Annotated in this window: 15 protein-coding genes; 7 read left to right on the top strand and 8 right to left on the bottom strand. The window is 67.5% G+C overall.

Going from position 1 to position 14457, the window contains the following annotated elements; all coding sequences use genetic code 11:
* Positions 1 to 62 precede the first annotated feature (62 nt).
* Entirely contained in the window at positions 63 to 1523 is a 1461-nt protein-coding gene (locus AJAP_RS18380) for an aldehyde dehydrogenase (protein ID WP_038513296.1), read from the top strand.
* On the opposite strand, the gene AJAP_RS18385 is transcribed toward AJAP_RS18380, so the two are convergent.
* Positions 1495 to 1746 carry a hypothetical protein gene (locus AJAP_RS18385; RefSeq protein WP_038513300.1) on the bottom strand — a complete coding sequence of 84 codons (252 nt, stop codon included), beginning with the start codon at positions 1744 to 1746 and terminating at the stop codon, positions 1495 to 1497. The two genes, AJAP_RS18380 and AJAP_RS18385, sit on opposite strands and share 29 nt — an antisense overlap.
* A gap of 337 nt (positions 1747 to 2083) precedes the next feature.
* Between AJAP_RS18385 and AJAP_RS18390 the strand changes: the two genes are divergently transcribed.
* The gene (locus tag AJAP_RS18390) at positions 2084 to 2515 is read left to right on the top strand and encodes a hypothetical protein (protein WP_228694974.1); all 432 of its coding nucleotides are present in this window, start codon (positions 2084 to 2086) and stop codon (positions 2513 to 2515) included.
* 57 nt (positions 2516 to 2572) lie between these two features.
* Here AJAP_RS18390 and AJAP_RS18395 read toward each other — a convergent pair whose 3' ends face one another.
* The 3 genes from AJAP_RS18395 to AJAP_RS18405 all read right to left on the bottom strand — a co-directional run bounded on the left by AJAP_RS18395 (position 2573) and on the right by AJAP_RS18405 (position 6118).
* Positions 2573 to 4027 (bottom strand): trypsin-like serine protease, encoded by a 1455-nt coding sequence (locus tag AJAP_RS18395; protein WP_228694975.1) that lies wholly within the window; start codon positions 4025 to 4027, stop codon positions 2573 to 2575.
* Positions 4028 to 4150: 123 nt separating this feature from the next.
* A complete protein-coding gene (locus tag AJAP_RS18400) occupies positions 4151 to 4552 on the bottom strand; it encodes a hypothetical protein (RefSeq protein ID WP_228694976.1) in 402 nt (133 codons plus the stop codon).
* Between the two features lie 525 nt (positions 4553 to 5077).
* Positions 5078 to 6118: a DUF2891 domain-containing protein gene (locus AJAP_RS18405; protein ID WP_038513307.1), complete on the bottom strand. Its 1041-nt coding sequence runs from the start codon at positions 6116 to 6118 to the stop codon at positions 5078 to 5080.
* 230 nt (positions 6119 to 6348) lie between these two features.
* Between AJAP_RS18405 and AJAP_RS18410 the strand changes: the two genes are divergently transcribed.
* Positions 6349 to 7032 (top strand): class I SAM-dependent methyltransferase, encoded by a 684-nt coding sequence (locus AJAP_RS18410; RefSeq protein WP_038513309.1) that lies wholly within the window; start codon positions 6349 to 6351, stop codon positions 7030 to 7032.
* Here AJAP_RS18410 and AJAP_RS18415 read toward each other — a convergent pair.
* On the bottom strand, positions 7029 to 7490 hold the full coding sequence (locus tag AJAP_RS18415) for a nuclear transport factor 2 family protein (RefSeq protein ID WP_038513311.1): 462 nt from the start codon (positions 7488 to 7490) through the stop codon (positions 7029 to 7031). The genes AJAP_RS18410 and AJAP_RS18415 overlap by 4 nt on opposite strands.
* 88 nt (positions 7491 to 7578) lie before the next feature.
* On the opposite strand from AJAP_RS18415, the gene AJAP_RS18420 reads away from it, so the two are divergent.
* A complete protein-coding gene (locus AJAP_RS18420; protein ID WP_038513313.1) occupies positions 7579 to 8142 on the top strand; it encodes a TetR/AcrR family transcriptional regulator in 564 nt (187 codons plus the stop codon).
* On the opposite strand, the gene AJAP_RS18425 is transcribed toward AJAP_RS18420, so the two are convergent.
* The 3 genes from AJAP_RS18425 to aztA all read right to left on the bottom strand — a co-directional run bounded on the left by AJAP_RS18425 (position 8143) and on the right by aztA (position 11470).
* The gene (locus AJAP_RS18425) at positions 8143 to 10152 is read right to left on the bottom strand and encodes an acyltransferase family protein (protein ID WP_038513315.1); all 2010 of its coding nucleotides are present in this window, start codon (positions 10150 to 10152) and stop codon (positions 8143 to 8145) included. It lies immediately after the preceding gene.
* A gap of 88 nt (positions 10153 to 10240) precedes the next feature.
* The gene (locus AJAP_RS18430; RefSeq protein ID WP_038513318.1) at positions 10241 to 10726 is read right to left on the bottom strand and encodes an SMI1/KNR4 family protein; all 486 of its coding nucleotides are present in this window, start codon (positions 10724 to 10726) and stop codon (positions 10241 to 10243) included.
* 9 nt (positions 10727 to 10735) lie between these two features.
* On the bottom strand, positions 10736 to 11470 hold the full coding sequence (aztA, locus tag AJAP_RS18435) for a zinc ABC transporter ATP-binding protein AztA (RefSeq protein ID WP_038513320.1): 735 nt from the start codon (positions 11468 to 11470) through the stop codon (positions 10736 to 10738).
* A gap of 48 nt (positions 11471 to 11518) precedes the next feature.
* On the opposite strand from aztA, the gene aztB reads away from it, so the two are divergent.
* From aztB to aztC, 3 genes are read left to right on the top strand one after another with little or no spacing between them, the layout of a single operon-like run.
* Positions 11519 to 12370 (top strand): zinc ABC transporter permease AztB, encoded by an 852-nt coding sequence (gene aztB, locus AJAP_RS18440; RefSeq protein WP_038513323.1) that lies wholly within the window; start codon positions 11519 to 11521, stop codon positions 12368 to 12370.
* Positions 12367 to 13557, top strand: a complete 1191-nt coding sequence (locus tag AJAP_RS18445; RefSeq protein WP_038523356.1) for a WD40 repeat domain-containing protein — start codon at positions 12367 to 12369, stop codon at positions 13555 to 13557. Before aztB ends, AJAP_RS18445 begins: the two co-directional genes overlap by 4 nt.
* Positions 13554 to 14453 (top strand): zinc ABC transporter substrate-binding protein AztC, encoded by a 900-nt coding sequence (gene aztC, locus AJAP_RS18450; protein WP_038513325.1) that lies wholly within the window; start codon positions 13554 to 13556, stop codon positions 14451 to 14453. Before AJAP_RS18445 ends, aztC begins: the two co-directional genes overlap by 4 nt.
* Positions 14454 to 14457 lie beyond the last annotated feature (4 nt).

Here is a 14457-nt window from a genome sequence, read left to right on the forward strand (position 1 = left end):
CGCTGCTGTGTCGTTAACCGTTATAAGTGCTACTCCGATGTGACAGTTAGCGAGGCGGAACGGTGATCACGAACGACAGGCTCTTCATCGGAGGCGAGTGGACAACACCGAGCGATCCGACGCGGCTGGACATCGTGTCCCCGCATGACCGGTCGGTTCTCGGACGCGTCGTCCAAGCTCTTCCGGCCGACGTCGACCGCGCCGTCGCCGCGGCCCGGCTCGCCTTCGACGAAGGTCCGTGGCCACGGACGCCGCCGGAGGAGCGGATCGCGGTGCTCCGGCGCCTGAACGCGCTGAGAGAGGCCCGAGCGGACGAGATCGCCGAGCTCATCTCGGCCGAGAACGGTTCCGCTCTCTGGTTCACGAGGGCCGGACAGCCCGGAGTGGGACGTCTCGCCGTCTCGTACCTGAAGGCGGCGGAGGAATTCGGGTGGGAGGAGACGCTCACGCCCTCGGACCCGTCCGCGCCGTTCCGTTCGATCGTGCGACGGGAGCCGATCGGCGTGGTCGCCGCGATCATCCCGTGGAACTCGCCGTTCTCGGCGTCGATGGCCAAGATCGTCCCGGCGCTGCTGGCGGGGAACACCGTCGTCCTCAAGGTCTCGCCGGAGAACTCGCTCAGCATGACCCTGCTCGCGGACCTGCTCAAGGAGGCGGGGCTGCCGTCCGGAGTGATCAGCGTGCTGCCCGCGGACCGGGAGACCAGCGAATACCTGGTGAAGCACCCCGGCGTCGACAAGATCGCGTTCACCGGTTCGACCGCCGCCGGCCGCCGGATCGCGTCGCTGGCGGGGGAGCGGCTGAAGCGGGTCAGCCTGGAGCTGGGCGGGAAGTCCGCGGCGGTGATCCTGCCCGACGCGGTCATGGCGGACGTGATCGCCGGGCTGAAGTTCGGATCACTGCTCAACAACGGCGAAGCCTGCATCGCGCAGACACGGATCCTCGCGCCGCGCGACCGGTACGACGAGGTCGTCGCCGGGCTCGAGGAGATGATGGAATCGCTCGTGGTCGGCGACCCGGCCGACGAGAAGACCTTCATCGGCCCGATGGTGCGGCCGGACCAGCAGCGGCGGGTGCGCGACTACATCGAGATCGGAATCGCCGAGGGCGCGCGCCTGGTCACCGGAGGCTCCGGGATCCCGCCAGGTCTGGACAAGGGCAACTACGTCACGCCGACGTTGTTCGCCGACGTGGAGAGCACGATGCGCATCGCCCAGGAGGAGATCTTCGGGCCCGTGCTCGTCGTCATCCCCTATACCGACGAGGACGACGCGGTCCGCATCGCCAACGACTCCGAGTACGGGCTCTCCGGCGGTGTCTGGTCGGCCGACGAGGACCGCGCGCTCGCCGTCGCACGACGGATGCGCACCGGGACGGTCACCGTCAACGGGGCGCCGATCGGCTTCGATGGTCCCTTCGGCGGCTACAAGGCCAGCGGCATCGGCCGTGAATACGGCGCGGCCGGCCTCGCTCAGTACGTCGAGCTCAAGACCGTCACGAAAGGCGAGCGTCCGGGATCTTGACCGTGATCCGCTCGTCCGCGGCCAGGATCCGCTGCAGCCGGAACCGGCAGAGCGTATGGAACATCTCGCCCAGCTCTTCGGGGTCGATGCGGCCTTCGAGGTCGCGCTTGCTCGCGTTGAGCACCCGGCTGATCACGTTCGCGGGCAACCGGCCGCCGAACTCGCCCATCAGCCAGACACCGATTTCGCCGATCTCGTCCGTGATCGTGCGCTGCGCGGTCATCAGCCGTACCCCTCTGCTTCGGAGTGTCGCCGGTTCGCCCCGGCGACACTCCGACGGGCGACCGGATCACCCATGACGGGGATCCCGCGAGATTGCTCTGCTCGGCCTAATCGCCGACGCCGGTTGCACCGAACCGTGCAGTGGGCGGGGCGATCTCCGGGGAAACCCCGATGTGATCGACAGCCGGGTGTGCCAGCCTCGATGGTGACCATTGTGGACAGTCCGAGAGGAGGGCACACGCGTAGTGGCCCCGGCAAGTGATGAACAAACCGCGCGGTGGATCGCGGAATTGACGGCCCTCACCGAGCTTTACCGGTCCGCCGGATCGGCGGGTCAGGTGTCATACGAGGGGTGGCACACCGGAGCCCGGATCGGGACCGGTACCGGGGACGGGCGGATGCTGGCCTACCAGGATTCGGGTGTCGAGGCGGAATGCGTCTTCCGGGCGGGAGAAAGCACACTGTTCAACATCATGAGCACCGGATACGGGAGTGACACCACGGAGCGTGGGTTCGCGGTGTGGAGCGCGCGGCCGGGCGCGCTGGGAGCGATCGACCCCGGGGTGACCCGGCTGGACGTGACCGACGCGGACGGAGTGGTCGTCCAGGCCGAGATCGTGGCACACACCTTCGCCGTGGACGTGGACCTGGGGCCGGAGCCCCGGACGATCGACGAGGTGTTCGCGCCCTGGGAGCCGCCGGAGCTGACGGTCCGGGTGTACGGCGAGGACGACGCGTTGCGCTACGAAGGTCCCTTGCTGACCAGGTGACGCGAAGGCCCCCTTCACCGCGTCCGCGACGAAGGGGGCCTCCAGTTACTGGCGCGATCAGCCGTTCGGAGTCGTGATCACCGCGAAGGTGGATCCCTGACTGGCGATCCGCTCGCTGAGATCGGTCGTGATCGTCTCGATCGGCGCGTAATTGTTGAGCTCACCGGCCTGGCAGGGGCCCGAGCGGGACTGCTGGTTGCCGACCAGGATGCCCAGTGCCGCGTGGTCGGCCTGGCTGAACAGAGGCCCGCCGGAGTCACCCGGACGAGCGCACAGGTCGGTGTTGATGCCGACGTCCGTGGACAGGACCCGGCCACAGCGGGTCCCGACGAGGTAGCCGGCACCCGCTCCGCTGTCGACGGAATCGGGGTAGTTCACCTTGCTCGACGCCGTGCCGGAAGCGCAGACGACATACCCGGCCTTGATCTCGGCGAGCTTGCGCGCGCCGGTGATGTACTCGTCGACCGAGGTGGCCTGCGCACCGCACGGGGTGTCGCCGTTGCTGTCCATGCCTCCGTTGCGGCAGTACTTCAGCACACGGTTGCGGCCGGTCTGGCCTTCGAGCCACTTCGTCGACGCCGCGTCGTTGACGTACGGCAGGGCCGCGTAGTCGTACGGATACGAGCTCTTCTCGATGCCGTGCTGCTGCAGGACGTCATTGCCGTTGTGCTGGGTCGGCGTGTTGTTGGTCTTCGTCCGCATGCAGTGCCCGGCGGTGAGCACCCAGCCCTTGCCGGGGAAACCGCCACCGGTGGACCGCAGGTTGAACCCGCTGGTGCAGCCGCCCCAGGTGCCGTCGTCCCGCTTCATGTCCAGCCGGAGACCACCCCGCATCGGACCGTAGTTCGTGCAGTAGAGCGGATGACAGAAACCGAGATCCACGTTCGGCGTGGCCAGCGCGTTCGGATTCTTCAGCACCCGGGAGACGACCATGCCGGATTCCTCCGCCGTGGCCCGCTGCGCGGTGTTCGTCTCGGTGGCCACGGCAGCCTTCGCCCGCGCCACCCAGTCGCGTTCCCAAAGCACGACACGGTTTTCCGACTCACTCACCGACGGCAGGTAGACCGCGTCCGGTCCCGCGCCGACCTTGGCCGCGACGCGTTCCTTCGCCGCCGTGAGCTGCTGCAACGAGTGCTGGACCTGTTGCGTGCGAACAGCGGAACGGGAGGGCATCGCCCTCAGATACGGCTCGGCCGCCGCGGGTTTGGTCATCGCGACGACCAGCTGCCCCCGGTCCTGGTCGAGCCACATGCCGCCGTACTCGGCGCCGCGGTCGCGTCGCAGCAGTTCGTCCAGCTTGCCGCCGTCGGTCTGCAATTCCAGGCGGCGCAACGCCTCCTGTTCGGTCACTCGGTAGTTCTCGACGAGATAGCGCACCGACTCCCGCACCGAAGCGGGGTCGAGCGAGGTGTGGAACGACTGCACGGTTTCGGCCGACGCCGAGCCGCCCAGTGCCGTGGCCGCAGCCAGCACCGAAACGACCAGGGCCCCCAGTCTTCTAGCTCTCCGCACGAGATCTCCTCACATGTCGGGACTTCGCGATCATTTAACCGGAGGGCACCGAACGGGCGTGGAGATTTTCCGACATTGCCGCGCCCCGTGCCCGCGACGAGGCGGGCACGGGGCGGAATTCGTTTACAGACTCGGCTCTCGCCGCGATTTACCTTGTCGGGACTTGACAATCCAGGCGCCGAAAAGAGTCAGGAGACCGATGCTGGTCCCCGCCGACACCCCGACTTTCGGAGTGCTGATCTCGACGACGCCGACGACGATGGCGCCGCCGACCGTCAGCAGAAGGCACATCCGCAAGGTCGGTGCCCAGCCGGCGAGGACCGCCATCGCGAGGCAGAGCCAGCTGTCGCGGCTCTGCACTTTGCGGTGGCGTCCCGGCGTCCTCAGCAGCGGCCGCGCCGCGCGGATCATCTCCGCGGACGTCGCGACTCGCCGAGCCGGCTTTTCGACGTGTTCGATGACGACCTTGACCCGTTGGGGCGGTCCGTTGTCTGGTGTCTTCGCGTTATCAGGCTGTATGGTCACGACCGTCCTGTCCTTGTTCTAGCGAGCTTGCGAATGGACATCCGCGTGGCCTCCTGTGACAGCAGGGGGCCACGCGTGCGTTACCGGTTCTTGACCGGTGCGGCTGAGGACATCTTGGCGAAAGCGGACTGTGACCGTTCAGTAGTACAGCGTGTGTCGCGCTGAACGGTATGCACGCGTCGCTCAACGGTCTGGGTGACCCGGAAAACTACTAAAAGTAGCGGGTAGGGCCGAATGGACCAGCGCCGCCGACAGCTCGGCAACTTGCCTTTCCCGGCGCCGACGTGAAAGTGCAGCTGCGGTTCTCTTCGCAGGTGACGACCAAGATCTTCCCCTGCGTGCGCGCCCTTTTCGCAAGATGCGAAATGCTGATCGCAACTGTCGAGTACGGTCGAACTTCGGTCAAGCTCGCCGAGATTCGAGCAGTCATGCTCACGTTGGGTTCACTCGTTCAGGCGCTTGGTCGCCCGTGGCCGACCCGCTCGGCTTACCAACAGCGAGTGACTGGTCTGAACGGGTGGGCGCTCAGCTGAGCAGTAGGAGTGCGTAGTAGGCGAGGAAGTGTTCGACCATGTAGGCACCACCGGTCGCCTGTGTGAATGAGGCCTGGGTGTGAGCGCGCGTGGTTTCGAGTATGGCGGGGATTCGCTCGTCATCGTCGGGAAGGGCGCGCGCGAGCCGGTGCCAGCACCAGGCTCGGTGCAGGTTGAGGCCGTGCAGATGGGCGAGCAGTCCGTCGGAGGTGTCGGACACGGTCACCGGCGCGAAGAGTGTCGCGGGTTTCCGTTCCGCGACGCCGGGCAGGAAACCGCCCAGCCAATCGGCGAACTCGGCCGCGGGAAGCAGGCGGGACATGAGTTCGGCTTCGGCGAGGGCGGGGGACAGGAAGTCGGCCCCGGAAGGTTCCCACGAGCCGGGGTAGTCGTGGTCGGACCCGAACCAGCGCCAGGCGGTCTCGGTGAGAACTTGGTGCAGCCGCGGGTCGCCGTGCTCGGAGAGATGGCGCGCGTACGGCAGGGCGCGGGACAACCCGAACGCGCCGTTGTCATGCACCCCGTACCGGATCGGGTAAGTGGCCTTGGGCAGCCAGCCGAGGTAGCGGGTCACGAAGATCGCACTCAACTCTCGCAGCCCCGTCGACCAACGCGCGGCGTCCGGGTCGTCCCAGGTGGCGGTTTCGAAGGTGAGCTCCAGCAACGCCGACCAGCCGTAGGGGCGCTGGGTGGTGCGGTGTTCCTCTGGGGTGAAGAAAGCGACCTCGCCCGCGAGTGCGTCGATGGTCAAGTGTTCGTCGAGGATGCTGCGGATCTCGTCGGCGGGCACGAGGTCGCTGTGATGGCGAAGCAAGCGTACGAGCACCCAGAACATCTCGACGCACGAATGCCAATCGAAACTGCCGTAGGAGCACGGATGCGCCAGCCGCGGGGAGAGGATAGGGACGCCTTCGAGGTGCCAGTGACTTTCGTGGTGCGGATACTCACGCACGACGTTCGTCAACGCCGTCTTGGCCAAGGTGTCCTCGCTCGCCTCGAGCAGCCGTTCTCGTTCGGAATCCCAATCGCTCATCAGCTGCTCCCAGTGCCTCGTGAGTGGCGTTTCGGGTTCTGATGGACCTGTACTTGCTTACCTGCCGGCGTGGTCGAGCCGCTGTCGTCGAGTGGGGAGGATTCGGGACGTTGGGCGTCCCAAATCCTCCCCACTCGACCGTGCCACGGAGAGACTGCGCTGTCATCGAACTCCGAGACCGATCCGCTCCAACCGTCCTTACCACTCACAAGGTCATCTACGATGCGGAAGTGGACGAACGACCGATCACCACGGCGCAGCGCAACTTCCGGAGGGTCGCCGGCGAGCTGGAGAGCATGGGGACCCAGGATCGTTTCACCTACATCTTCCGCTCCCGCTTGTGGAGTTCCTCGTCGGCCTCCGGGCCCGGCTCCGAGTCCGTCCAAACACGGGAGCTGAGCGATCAGTTGCCTCTGCTCCTCGATCGCTTCGGGGGTCGGACGCTGCTCGATCTTCCGTGTGGCGACTACGGCTGGCTCAGCGAGGTGGATCTCGACCTCGACCGCTACGTCGGTGCGGACATCGTGCCCGATCTCATCGAGCTGAACGCGGAGCGGTTCCGGGGCGATCCGGTCCACGAGTTCCAGGTGCTCGATCTGACCGCCGACCCGCTGCCGAAGGCCGATCTCGTGCTGTGCCGGGATTGCTTGGTACATCTCAGTTTCGCCGACATCGAGCGGGCGTTGCGCAACCTCCGGCGGAGCGGCTCCCGATACCTGCTGACCACGACGTTCACCGAACTGGCCACCAACAACGACATCGTGACCGGAGACTGGCGGCCGCTGAACCTGTGCCGGGAACCATTCGGGTTCCCCGAACCGCTGGCCGTACTGGTCGAGGGGTGCACCGAAGAGGGCGGCGCCTACGCCGACAAGTCCTTGGGGCTGTGGGAGATCTCAGCGATCGTGGACTAGCGGAGCGGGAACTCCTCGCCGTGTTCCTCCTGAGGGCGCGGGCCGAAGATGCGTCGCTCGGTCTCGGAGATGGCGACGTCGTTGATGCTCGCCTCGCGGCGGCTCATGAGGCCGTGCTCGTCGAACTCCCAGAGCTCGTTGCCGTAGCTGCGCCACCACTGTCCGGCCTGGTCGTGCCATTCGTACTGGAACCGGACGGCGATCCGGTTCTCGGTGAACGTCCAGAGATTCTTGCGCAGCGCGTAGTCCAGCTCTCGTTCCCACTTCGCCGTCAGGAACGCGGCGATCTCCTCCCGGCCCTGGACGAAGGTGTCGCGGTTCCGCCAAACGGAGTCCGGCGTGTACGCCGACGCCACCTTCCGGGGATCGCGGGTGTTCCAGGCGTCCTCCGCCGCTTGGACTTTCCGCAGCGCCGTCTCCCGGGTGAACGGTGGGTAGGGCGGGCGATCTTCCGTCATGTCGAACCTCCTCGTGTTGAGAACGTGCGTTCTCTACGTCTGACGCCTACGATAGGGAACGACCGTTCTCGACGTCAAGGGAGTACCGATGCCGGCCGCCGTCACCGACGAGCAGAACCGCGTGGACCGCGAAGCCCTGCTCGATGCCGCCGAGAAACTCTTCTACGAGAACGGCATCCAGGCGGTCGGCATGGATCAGGTCCGTGCGGCGTCCGGCCTCTCGCTCAAGCGGATCTACCGGTTCTTCGAAGCCAAGGAAGACCTCGTGGTGGCGATGCTCAAACGCCGTGATCAGCGCTGGCGGGGCAGCCTGGCCGCTCGAGTGGAGGAAGTCCAGGATCCCAGGGAGCGTGTGCTCGCGATCTTCGACTGGCTCGCCGGCTGGTTCGCCGAACCCGGCTTCCGCGGCTGCGCCTGGATCAACGCCCACGGCGAGTTCGGCCCGTCGTCCGCGGCAGTGCTGGCCGAGGTGCGGGCCCACAAGCAGGCGTTCCACGAGCAGATCGACAACTGGGTGCGGGCCACCGGACGGCCGGTCACGGAACCGGTGTACCTGCTCGCCGAAGGGGCGATCGTGACGGCGGGGATCAGTGGCGACCCGTCGCCTGCCCGTCAGGCGCGCGAGGCCGTCAAGACGCTGCTCGGTCTGTGATCACCAGCTGAGCGCGCTGATCATTCCTCGTTCCAGCACCGGGGAAAGGGTGGTCATGAAGCTGGCCGTGACGTGGTTGTCGTCCATGTACACCAGCACGTTCCCCACGACCGGACGGCAGAGTCCCCGTCCGCAGAAGTAGTCGCTGAAGTCGAGAAAGGAGACGTTCTCGGGTACGTCCTTCAGCTTCGCGTACGGCGGCTCGGCTAGCAGCTTGTTCCGCGGCACGGTGCATTCCGGTGCTTTGATTCCGTGAGTGTCGATGCAGGTGGGCGGGGAGAAGCCGGGGCGGGGGCTATCGCGGATCGCCACCACCGGGATCCCCGCGCGATCGAGGACCTTCCACTGGTCGACGAACCCCTGCGGGGTCTTCTCGGTGGGGCCGACCCGGACGTCCCGAGTGGACAGTGCCACGACGGCGTCCGGTCGCATCGCCAGGATTTCCTTCTGTGCCGCGGAATTCCACGCGAGGCATCCCGGGTCGCCCGGCATCACGTCCGACGTCGTGGAGAACGGGCAAGCCCCCTTGAGCATGAACGTGACCTGGTAGCCGTTCTTCTCCGCCATCGGTTTGATCGCCGCCAGGTATTGCTGCATATGGGAGTCACCGACGGCGACGATCGTCTTAGCCGGGGCACCCTCCGGCCGAGAGGTGCAGACTTCGAGGATCTGGTCGAACCGGGACGGGGTGCACCGCGCGTCGGGGATACCGCCCCAGTCGTTCGGGACGGCGATCAGCGGCGGTAGCGCTTCCTTGCCGGGGACGGTCTTCTTCGGCGCTTCCGGGTCACGGGCCATCGCGCCGGGATGGTTTTCGTCGTCGAGCGCGATGGTGAAGTCGGCCTTCTTGGTGCTCACCACCTGCCAGGTTCCGGCGACCAGGAGCACCGGGAGCATCGCGAGCACGGCGAATCGGTACGCACCCCACGGCGTCCGCTCGCCGATCGAGGACTTCCGCACCGGTTCTTCGATGAACCGGTAGGTGGCGGCCGCCAAGACCAGGGACACCCCGATCACCACCGCCCCGCCGAGCGGTCCGACGGCTTCGCGATGCCGGGCGACCAGGTAGAACAGCAACACCGGCCAGTGCCACAAGTACAGCGCGTAGCTGAGGTTGCCGAGGTACACCAGCGGCCGGGACGACAGGAACCGATCCGCGCCCGCACGGCTGCCGGTCGCGCCGGCGACGATCACGAGCGCGGCGGAGACGGTCGGCCACAAGGCCGCCCAGCCGGGGAAGACCTCGCCCACGTCCAGGATCATCCCGCAGGTCACGAGCCCGGCCACGCCGATCCAGCCCAGCAGGATCCGGACGAGCCGAGGCAGGACGAAACGGTCGATGGCCAGCGCGAGCAACCCGCCGAGGGCGAACTCCCAGACCCGGGTGAGGGAGTGGAAGTAGGCCAGCGGCTGGTTCGTCGCGGTGAGCCGGATGGAGAACGCCAGCGAGACGGCGAACAGCACACCGAGAGTGATCGCGACCGAGCCGGTCAGGGAACGGCGCAGCCGGGTGGCGGCGAACGCCACGAGCCCGATCAGCAGCGGCCACACGAGATAGAACTGCCCCTGAATGGACAGCGACCAGTAGTGCTGAACGACACTCGCCGTGTTGTGCTGGGCGAAGTAGTCGACCGAATCCGCCGCCAGCCGCCAGTTCTCGACGTAGAGCGCGGCCGCGAAGACCTCCTTGATGGTCTGGAACCAGCGATCCTGCGGCAGCAGCCACATCCCCAGGAAGAGCACCGCGAGCAGAACGGTCAGCGCGGCGGGGAACAACCGCTTGACCATCCGGCCCCACAGCGGCCGGAACGCGATCCGGCCGCGGCCGGCGGCCCGCACCAACTGGCCGGTGATCAGGAACCCGGAGATCAGGAAGAAGACGTCGACGCCGCCGGAGATCCGGCCCAGCCACACGTGGTAGACCACGACCAGTAGCGCCGCGAGGGCGCGCAGTCCCTGCAACTCTGGCCGATAGCGGCGGCGCGTTTCCGCTGCTTCGGCGGCTGGCATACGCGATTCCTCACTGACGGTCGGACGTCCTGGCAGCCTAGGTGGTGACCCAGGGTGATTTCGTTCCCACCGTCAGGGGAGTGTCACGTCACACCGCGCCCGCCGGCGGTTCACCGTCGTCGAGCCGCTCGGCGATCTCGTCGAGGATCTCGGTGACGCTCGCCCAGCCGGAGTCGTAGATCCCTTCACTGGCGTACCACTCCATGACCCGACCGTGGTGCTCGCCCTGCCGGAGATCGACGCACAGCAGGCCGCCGTCGATGGCCCGGCCGATGGGCAGAACCGCTGTGCAGTACGGGAATCCGTTCGCGCCCGCCTGTTTGAGGTGCGTTCCTTCGGGAGTGCAACAGCCAGGGTCGGGGTACTGCGACTGTCGGGCGTACTCCTCCTCGGCACGCGCCACCGACAGAGGCAGGTAGCCCTTCGGGATCAGCTCCACGGATCGGTTCCCCGCTCCGTGATCGCGCTGGTCGTCGACGCCGTCCATGACGGCCCACCAGGTGAGCAGCTCGGGCGGGAGTTCCAGGCCGACGCGAGTTTTCAGGCGCTCGAGGTGCTGCCACGTCGCTTCCACTGGTGCACCCTAGCGAGCGTCGGCGGCTCCTGACCGAATGCCGGTCGGAAGACCCCAGGCTTCCGCCACCCGCTCCGGAGTCAGCACGGAAGCGGGCACGCCTTCACCGACTAGGCGGCCGTCCTGCAACAGCAGGCAGTGATCGGCCCGGCCCGCCACCTCGAGATCGTGCGTGACCCGCAGAACCGTCGTGCCCTCGGCGAGTGCGGCGCGCAAGGCTTCGTCGATCAAACGGCGGGCGTGCAGGTCGAGACCGGCCGAAGGCTCGTCGAGCAGAAGCAACCCGGATCGCTGGGCGAGTCCCTGTGCCACCAGCGCGCGTTGCCGCTGCCCTCCGGACAGCATGCCGATCGGCCGGTCCGCGATCGACGTGATCTCCAGTAGCTCCAGGCATTCCCCGACGATCTTTCGGTCCGACTTGGACAGTCGTCGCCAATGACCCCGGTGCGCCCAGCGGCCCATCGTGACGGTCGCGCGCACGGTGATCGGCAGCGATCGCGACACCTCGCTCTGCTGGGTCACGTAGGCGACGCGGCCCGGATCCCGGCGGGTCACCGAACCGGTGGTCGGCGGAAGCACACCCGCGACGAGGTTGAGCAGCGACGACTTGCCCGCGCCGTTCGCGCCGGCGACCGCGGTGAGCCGCGCCGACGGGACCTGGGCGGTGATCCCGCGCAGCACCTCGCGGGAGCCGTAATGGGCGTGCGCACGGTCGATCGTGAGCGCCGTTGTGTCCGGGGTCATCCCACCCTCTTTCAGATAATGACAATCATTACCACTATAGTGTGACGCGTGGAGTGGTTGCTGATCCCCTTCGAGGTGTCGTTCGTGCAGCGTGCGCTGGTGGCGGGAGTGCTGGTTTCGGCGGTGTGCGCGGTCGTGGGCACCTGGGTGGTGTTGCGCGGTATGGCGTTCATCGGCGACGCGATGTCGCACGGCATGTTGCCCGGCGTGGCGATCGCCTCGCTGACCGGCGTGAACCTGCTGATCGGTGCGGCGATCAGCGCAGGCGTGATGGCGCTCGGGGTGACGGCGCTCGGGCGTTCGCGGCGGCTTTCCGAGGACACCACGATCGGGCTGTTGTTCGTCGGCATGCTCGCGAGCGGCGTGATCATCGTGTCGCACTCGCGGTCGTTCGCCGTCGATCTCACCGGATTCCTGTTCGGTGACGTGCTCGCCGTCGGCTCCGGCGACCTGGTGGGCCTCGCGATCACCCTGCTCGTCGTGGGGGTGGTGGCGCTGGTGGGACACCGCTCGTTCACCGCGCTCACCTTCGACGTCCGCAAAGCGCACACCCTGGGGCTGCGGCCACGGCTCGCGAACGCGGTGCTGCTCGGGCTGGTCACGCTCACGATCGTCGCGTCGTTCCGTGTCGTGGGGACGCTGCTGGTGTTCGGCCTGCTCATCGCGCCCGCCGCGGCGGCGCTCTTCTGGTCGCGGCGGATCACCACGATCATGCTCGTCGCGGCGCTGCTCGGCATCGCCGCCACGGTCGTCGGTCTGCTCGTGTCCTGGCATTGGGGCACCGCGGCGGGCGCGACCATCGCCGCCGCCGCGGTCCTCCTGTTCTTCCTTTCCGCGTTCCTGTCCTTCGTACGACAGCGATTCCGTTCCCTGACACCGGAGATCGAGTGCTCACGATGAAACTGAAAGCAGTGACGGCGGTCGTCGCGGCGCTGACCTTGGCGGCGTGCGGCGGCGAGCAGCCGAAGGAGGTGACCGCGGAAGTCCCGCACGGCTATGTCGAAGGCGCCGAGGAAGCGGCCGAGGCGCAGTCACGGCTGATCGTCGCCGATTCGGACACGGGCGCGGTGCGGGTCGTGGACCTCATCACCGAGGAGGTCCACGAAGTCGGGCGCGTCGACGGTGTGCAAGCCGTGACCGGCGACGGCCGCTTCGGCTACCTGACCGCGGGAGACGGCACGATCCGGGTGATCGACAGCGGATCCTGGATGGTCGATCACGGTGACCACGTCCACTACTACCGGGCGAAGGTCCGTGATGTCGGGGTGGCGCCGGGAAAGCAGCTTTTGGCGGCCTACAGCGATCCCGCCGTCTCGGCACTGTCCTATTCGGACGGAACGGCGACCCTGCTCGACCGTGCCGCGCTGGACAAGGGGACGGTCGCCGAACTGGGGAAGATCCCACGTGAGCCGCATGCCGGCGTCGCGATCCCGTACGGCGAGCACATCATCGCCACGGTGGCGGACGCCGGAAAGCCGTTCGCCCGCGGAGTGCGGGTTCACGACCGCCAGGGCAAGGCCGTGGCCGAGATCGACCAGCCGTGTCCGGAACTGCGGGGCCAGGCGGTGACCCGGCGTGGTGTCGTCTTCGGATGCGCGGACGGCGCTCTGCTGGTGACCGAAAAGGACGGCGCGTTCGCCGGGGTGAAGATCCCGTATCCGCGCAGCGTCACCGCTCAGGAACGTGCCACCGCCTTCTTCCATCGGCCGGGTGGCGCCACGCTGGCCGCCAGGGCGGGCGAGTCGGCCGTGTGGTCGCTGGACGTCGGACGCCGCAGCTGGCAGTACGTCGAGACCGGGCCGGTCGCTGCGGTGAACGCCGTCGGGGAAGGTGGCCCGCTGCTGGTCCTCAACCGCGACGGGAAGCTGCGCTCCTTCGACGGCGCCGGAAAGGAACATACGGCGATCCCGCTCCTGGCTCCGGAAGCGACCGCCGCCGCCTCGATCCAGGTCGATCTGACGCGCGCCTACGTCAACAACCCGCTGTCCGCGGACGTGTACGAGATCGACTACAACGACAACCTCCGGCGTGCCAGGACCCTGAAGGTCGGCGGCAAGGCGGGCCACATCGTGGAGACCGGCCGATGAGGCGCCGGGCGCTCGCACTGGTCGCGGTGGCGTTGCTGGCGGCGGCGGGGTGCTCCGGAAGCGGCGGGGGCGGCAAGTCGGTCGTCGTCACGACGAACATCCTCGGTGACATCACCCGCGCCGTCGTCGGCGATCAGGCCGAAGTGACCGTGTTGATGAAGCCGAACGCCGATCCGCACTCGTTCGGTATCTCCGCACAGCAGGCCGCCCAGGTCGAGCGGGCGGGCCTGATCGTCTACAACGGACTCGGGCTTGAAGAGGGGATGCTGCGCACCGTCCGCACGGCCGAGGAAAGCGGCGTACCGGCGCTGCCCGCCGGGGAGCGGGTGAACCCGATCAGTTACGCCGACAACAAGCCGGACCCGCATTTCTGGACGGATCCGGCACGGGTGCGCGACGCGGTGAAGACGATCGCGGACGAGGTCGTCGCCCACGTCGGCGGCGTCGACGAAGCGGTCATCCGCGCGAACGCCGACCGCTATCGCGGGGAAATCGAAGCGCTGGACCGCATGATGACCGAGAAGTTCGGCGGGATTCCCCGTGAACGCCGGAAGCTGGTGACGAACCATCACGTGTTCGGCTACCTGGCCCAGCGGTTCGGGTTCGAGGTAGTCGGTGCGGTGATCCCTGGCGGGACGACGCTCGCATCACCCAGTTCGTCGGATCTGAAATCCCTCGCCGACACCGTTCGCGCTGCGGGAGTGCCGGTGATCTTCGCGGATTCCTCCCAGCCGGACCGGCTCGCGCGGGTACTGGCCGAGCAGGCGGGGCTGCACGTCCAGGTGGCCCCGTTGTTCTCCGAGTCGCTCAGCGAACCAGGCCAGGGCGCGGCCACCTACCTGGAAATGATGCGCGCCAACACCGAATCGATCACCACCGGTTTGACCCGTTCCTGATCGG

This window comes from Amycolatopsis japonica (assembly GCF_000732925.1).
GTDB classification, from domain to species: Bacteria; Actinomycetota; Actinomycetes; order Mycobacteriales; family Pseudonocardiaceae; genus Amycolatopsis; species Amycolatopsis japonica.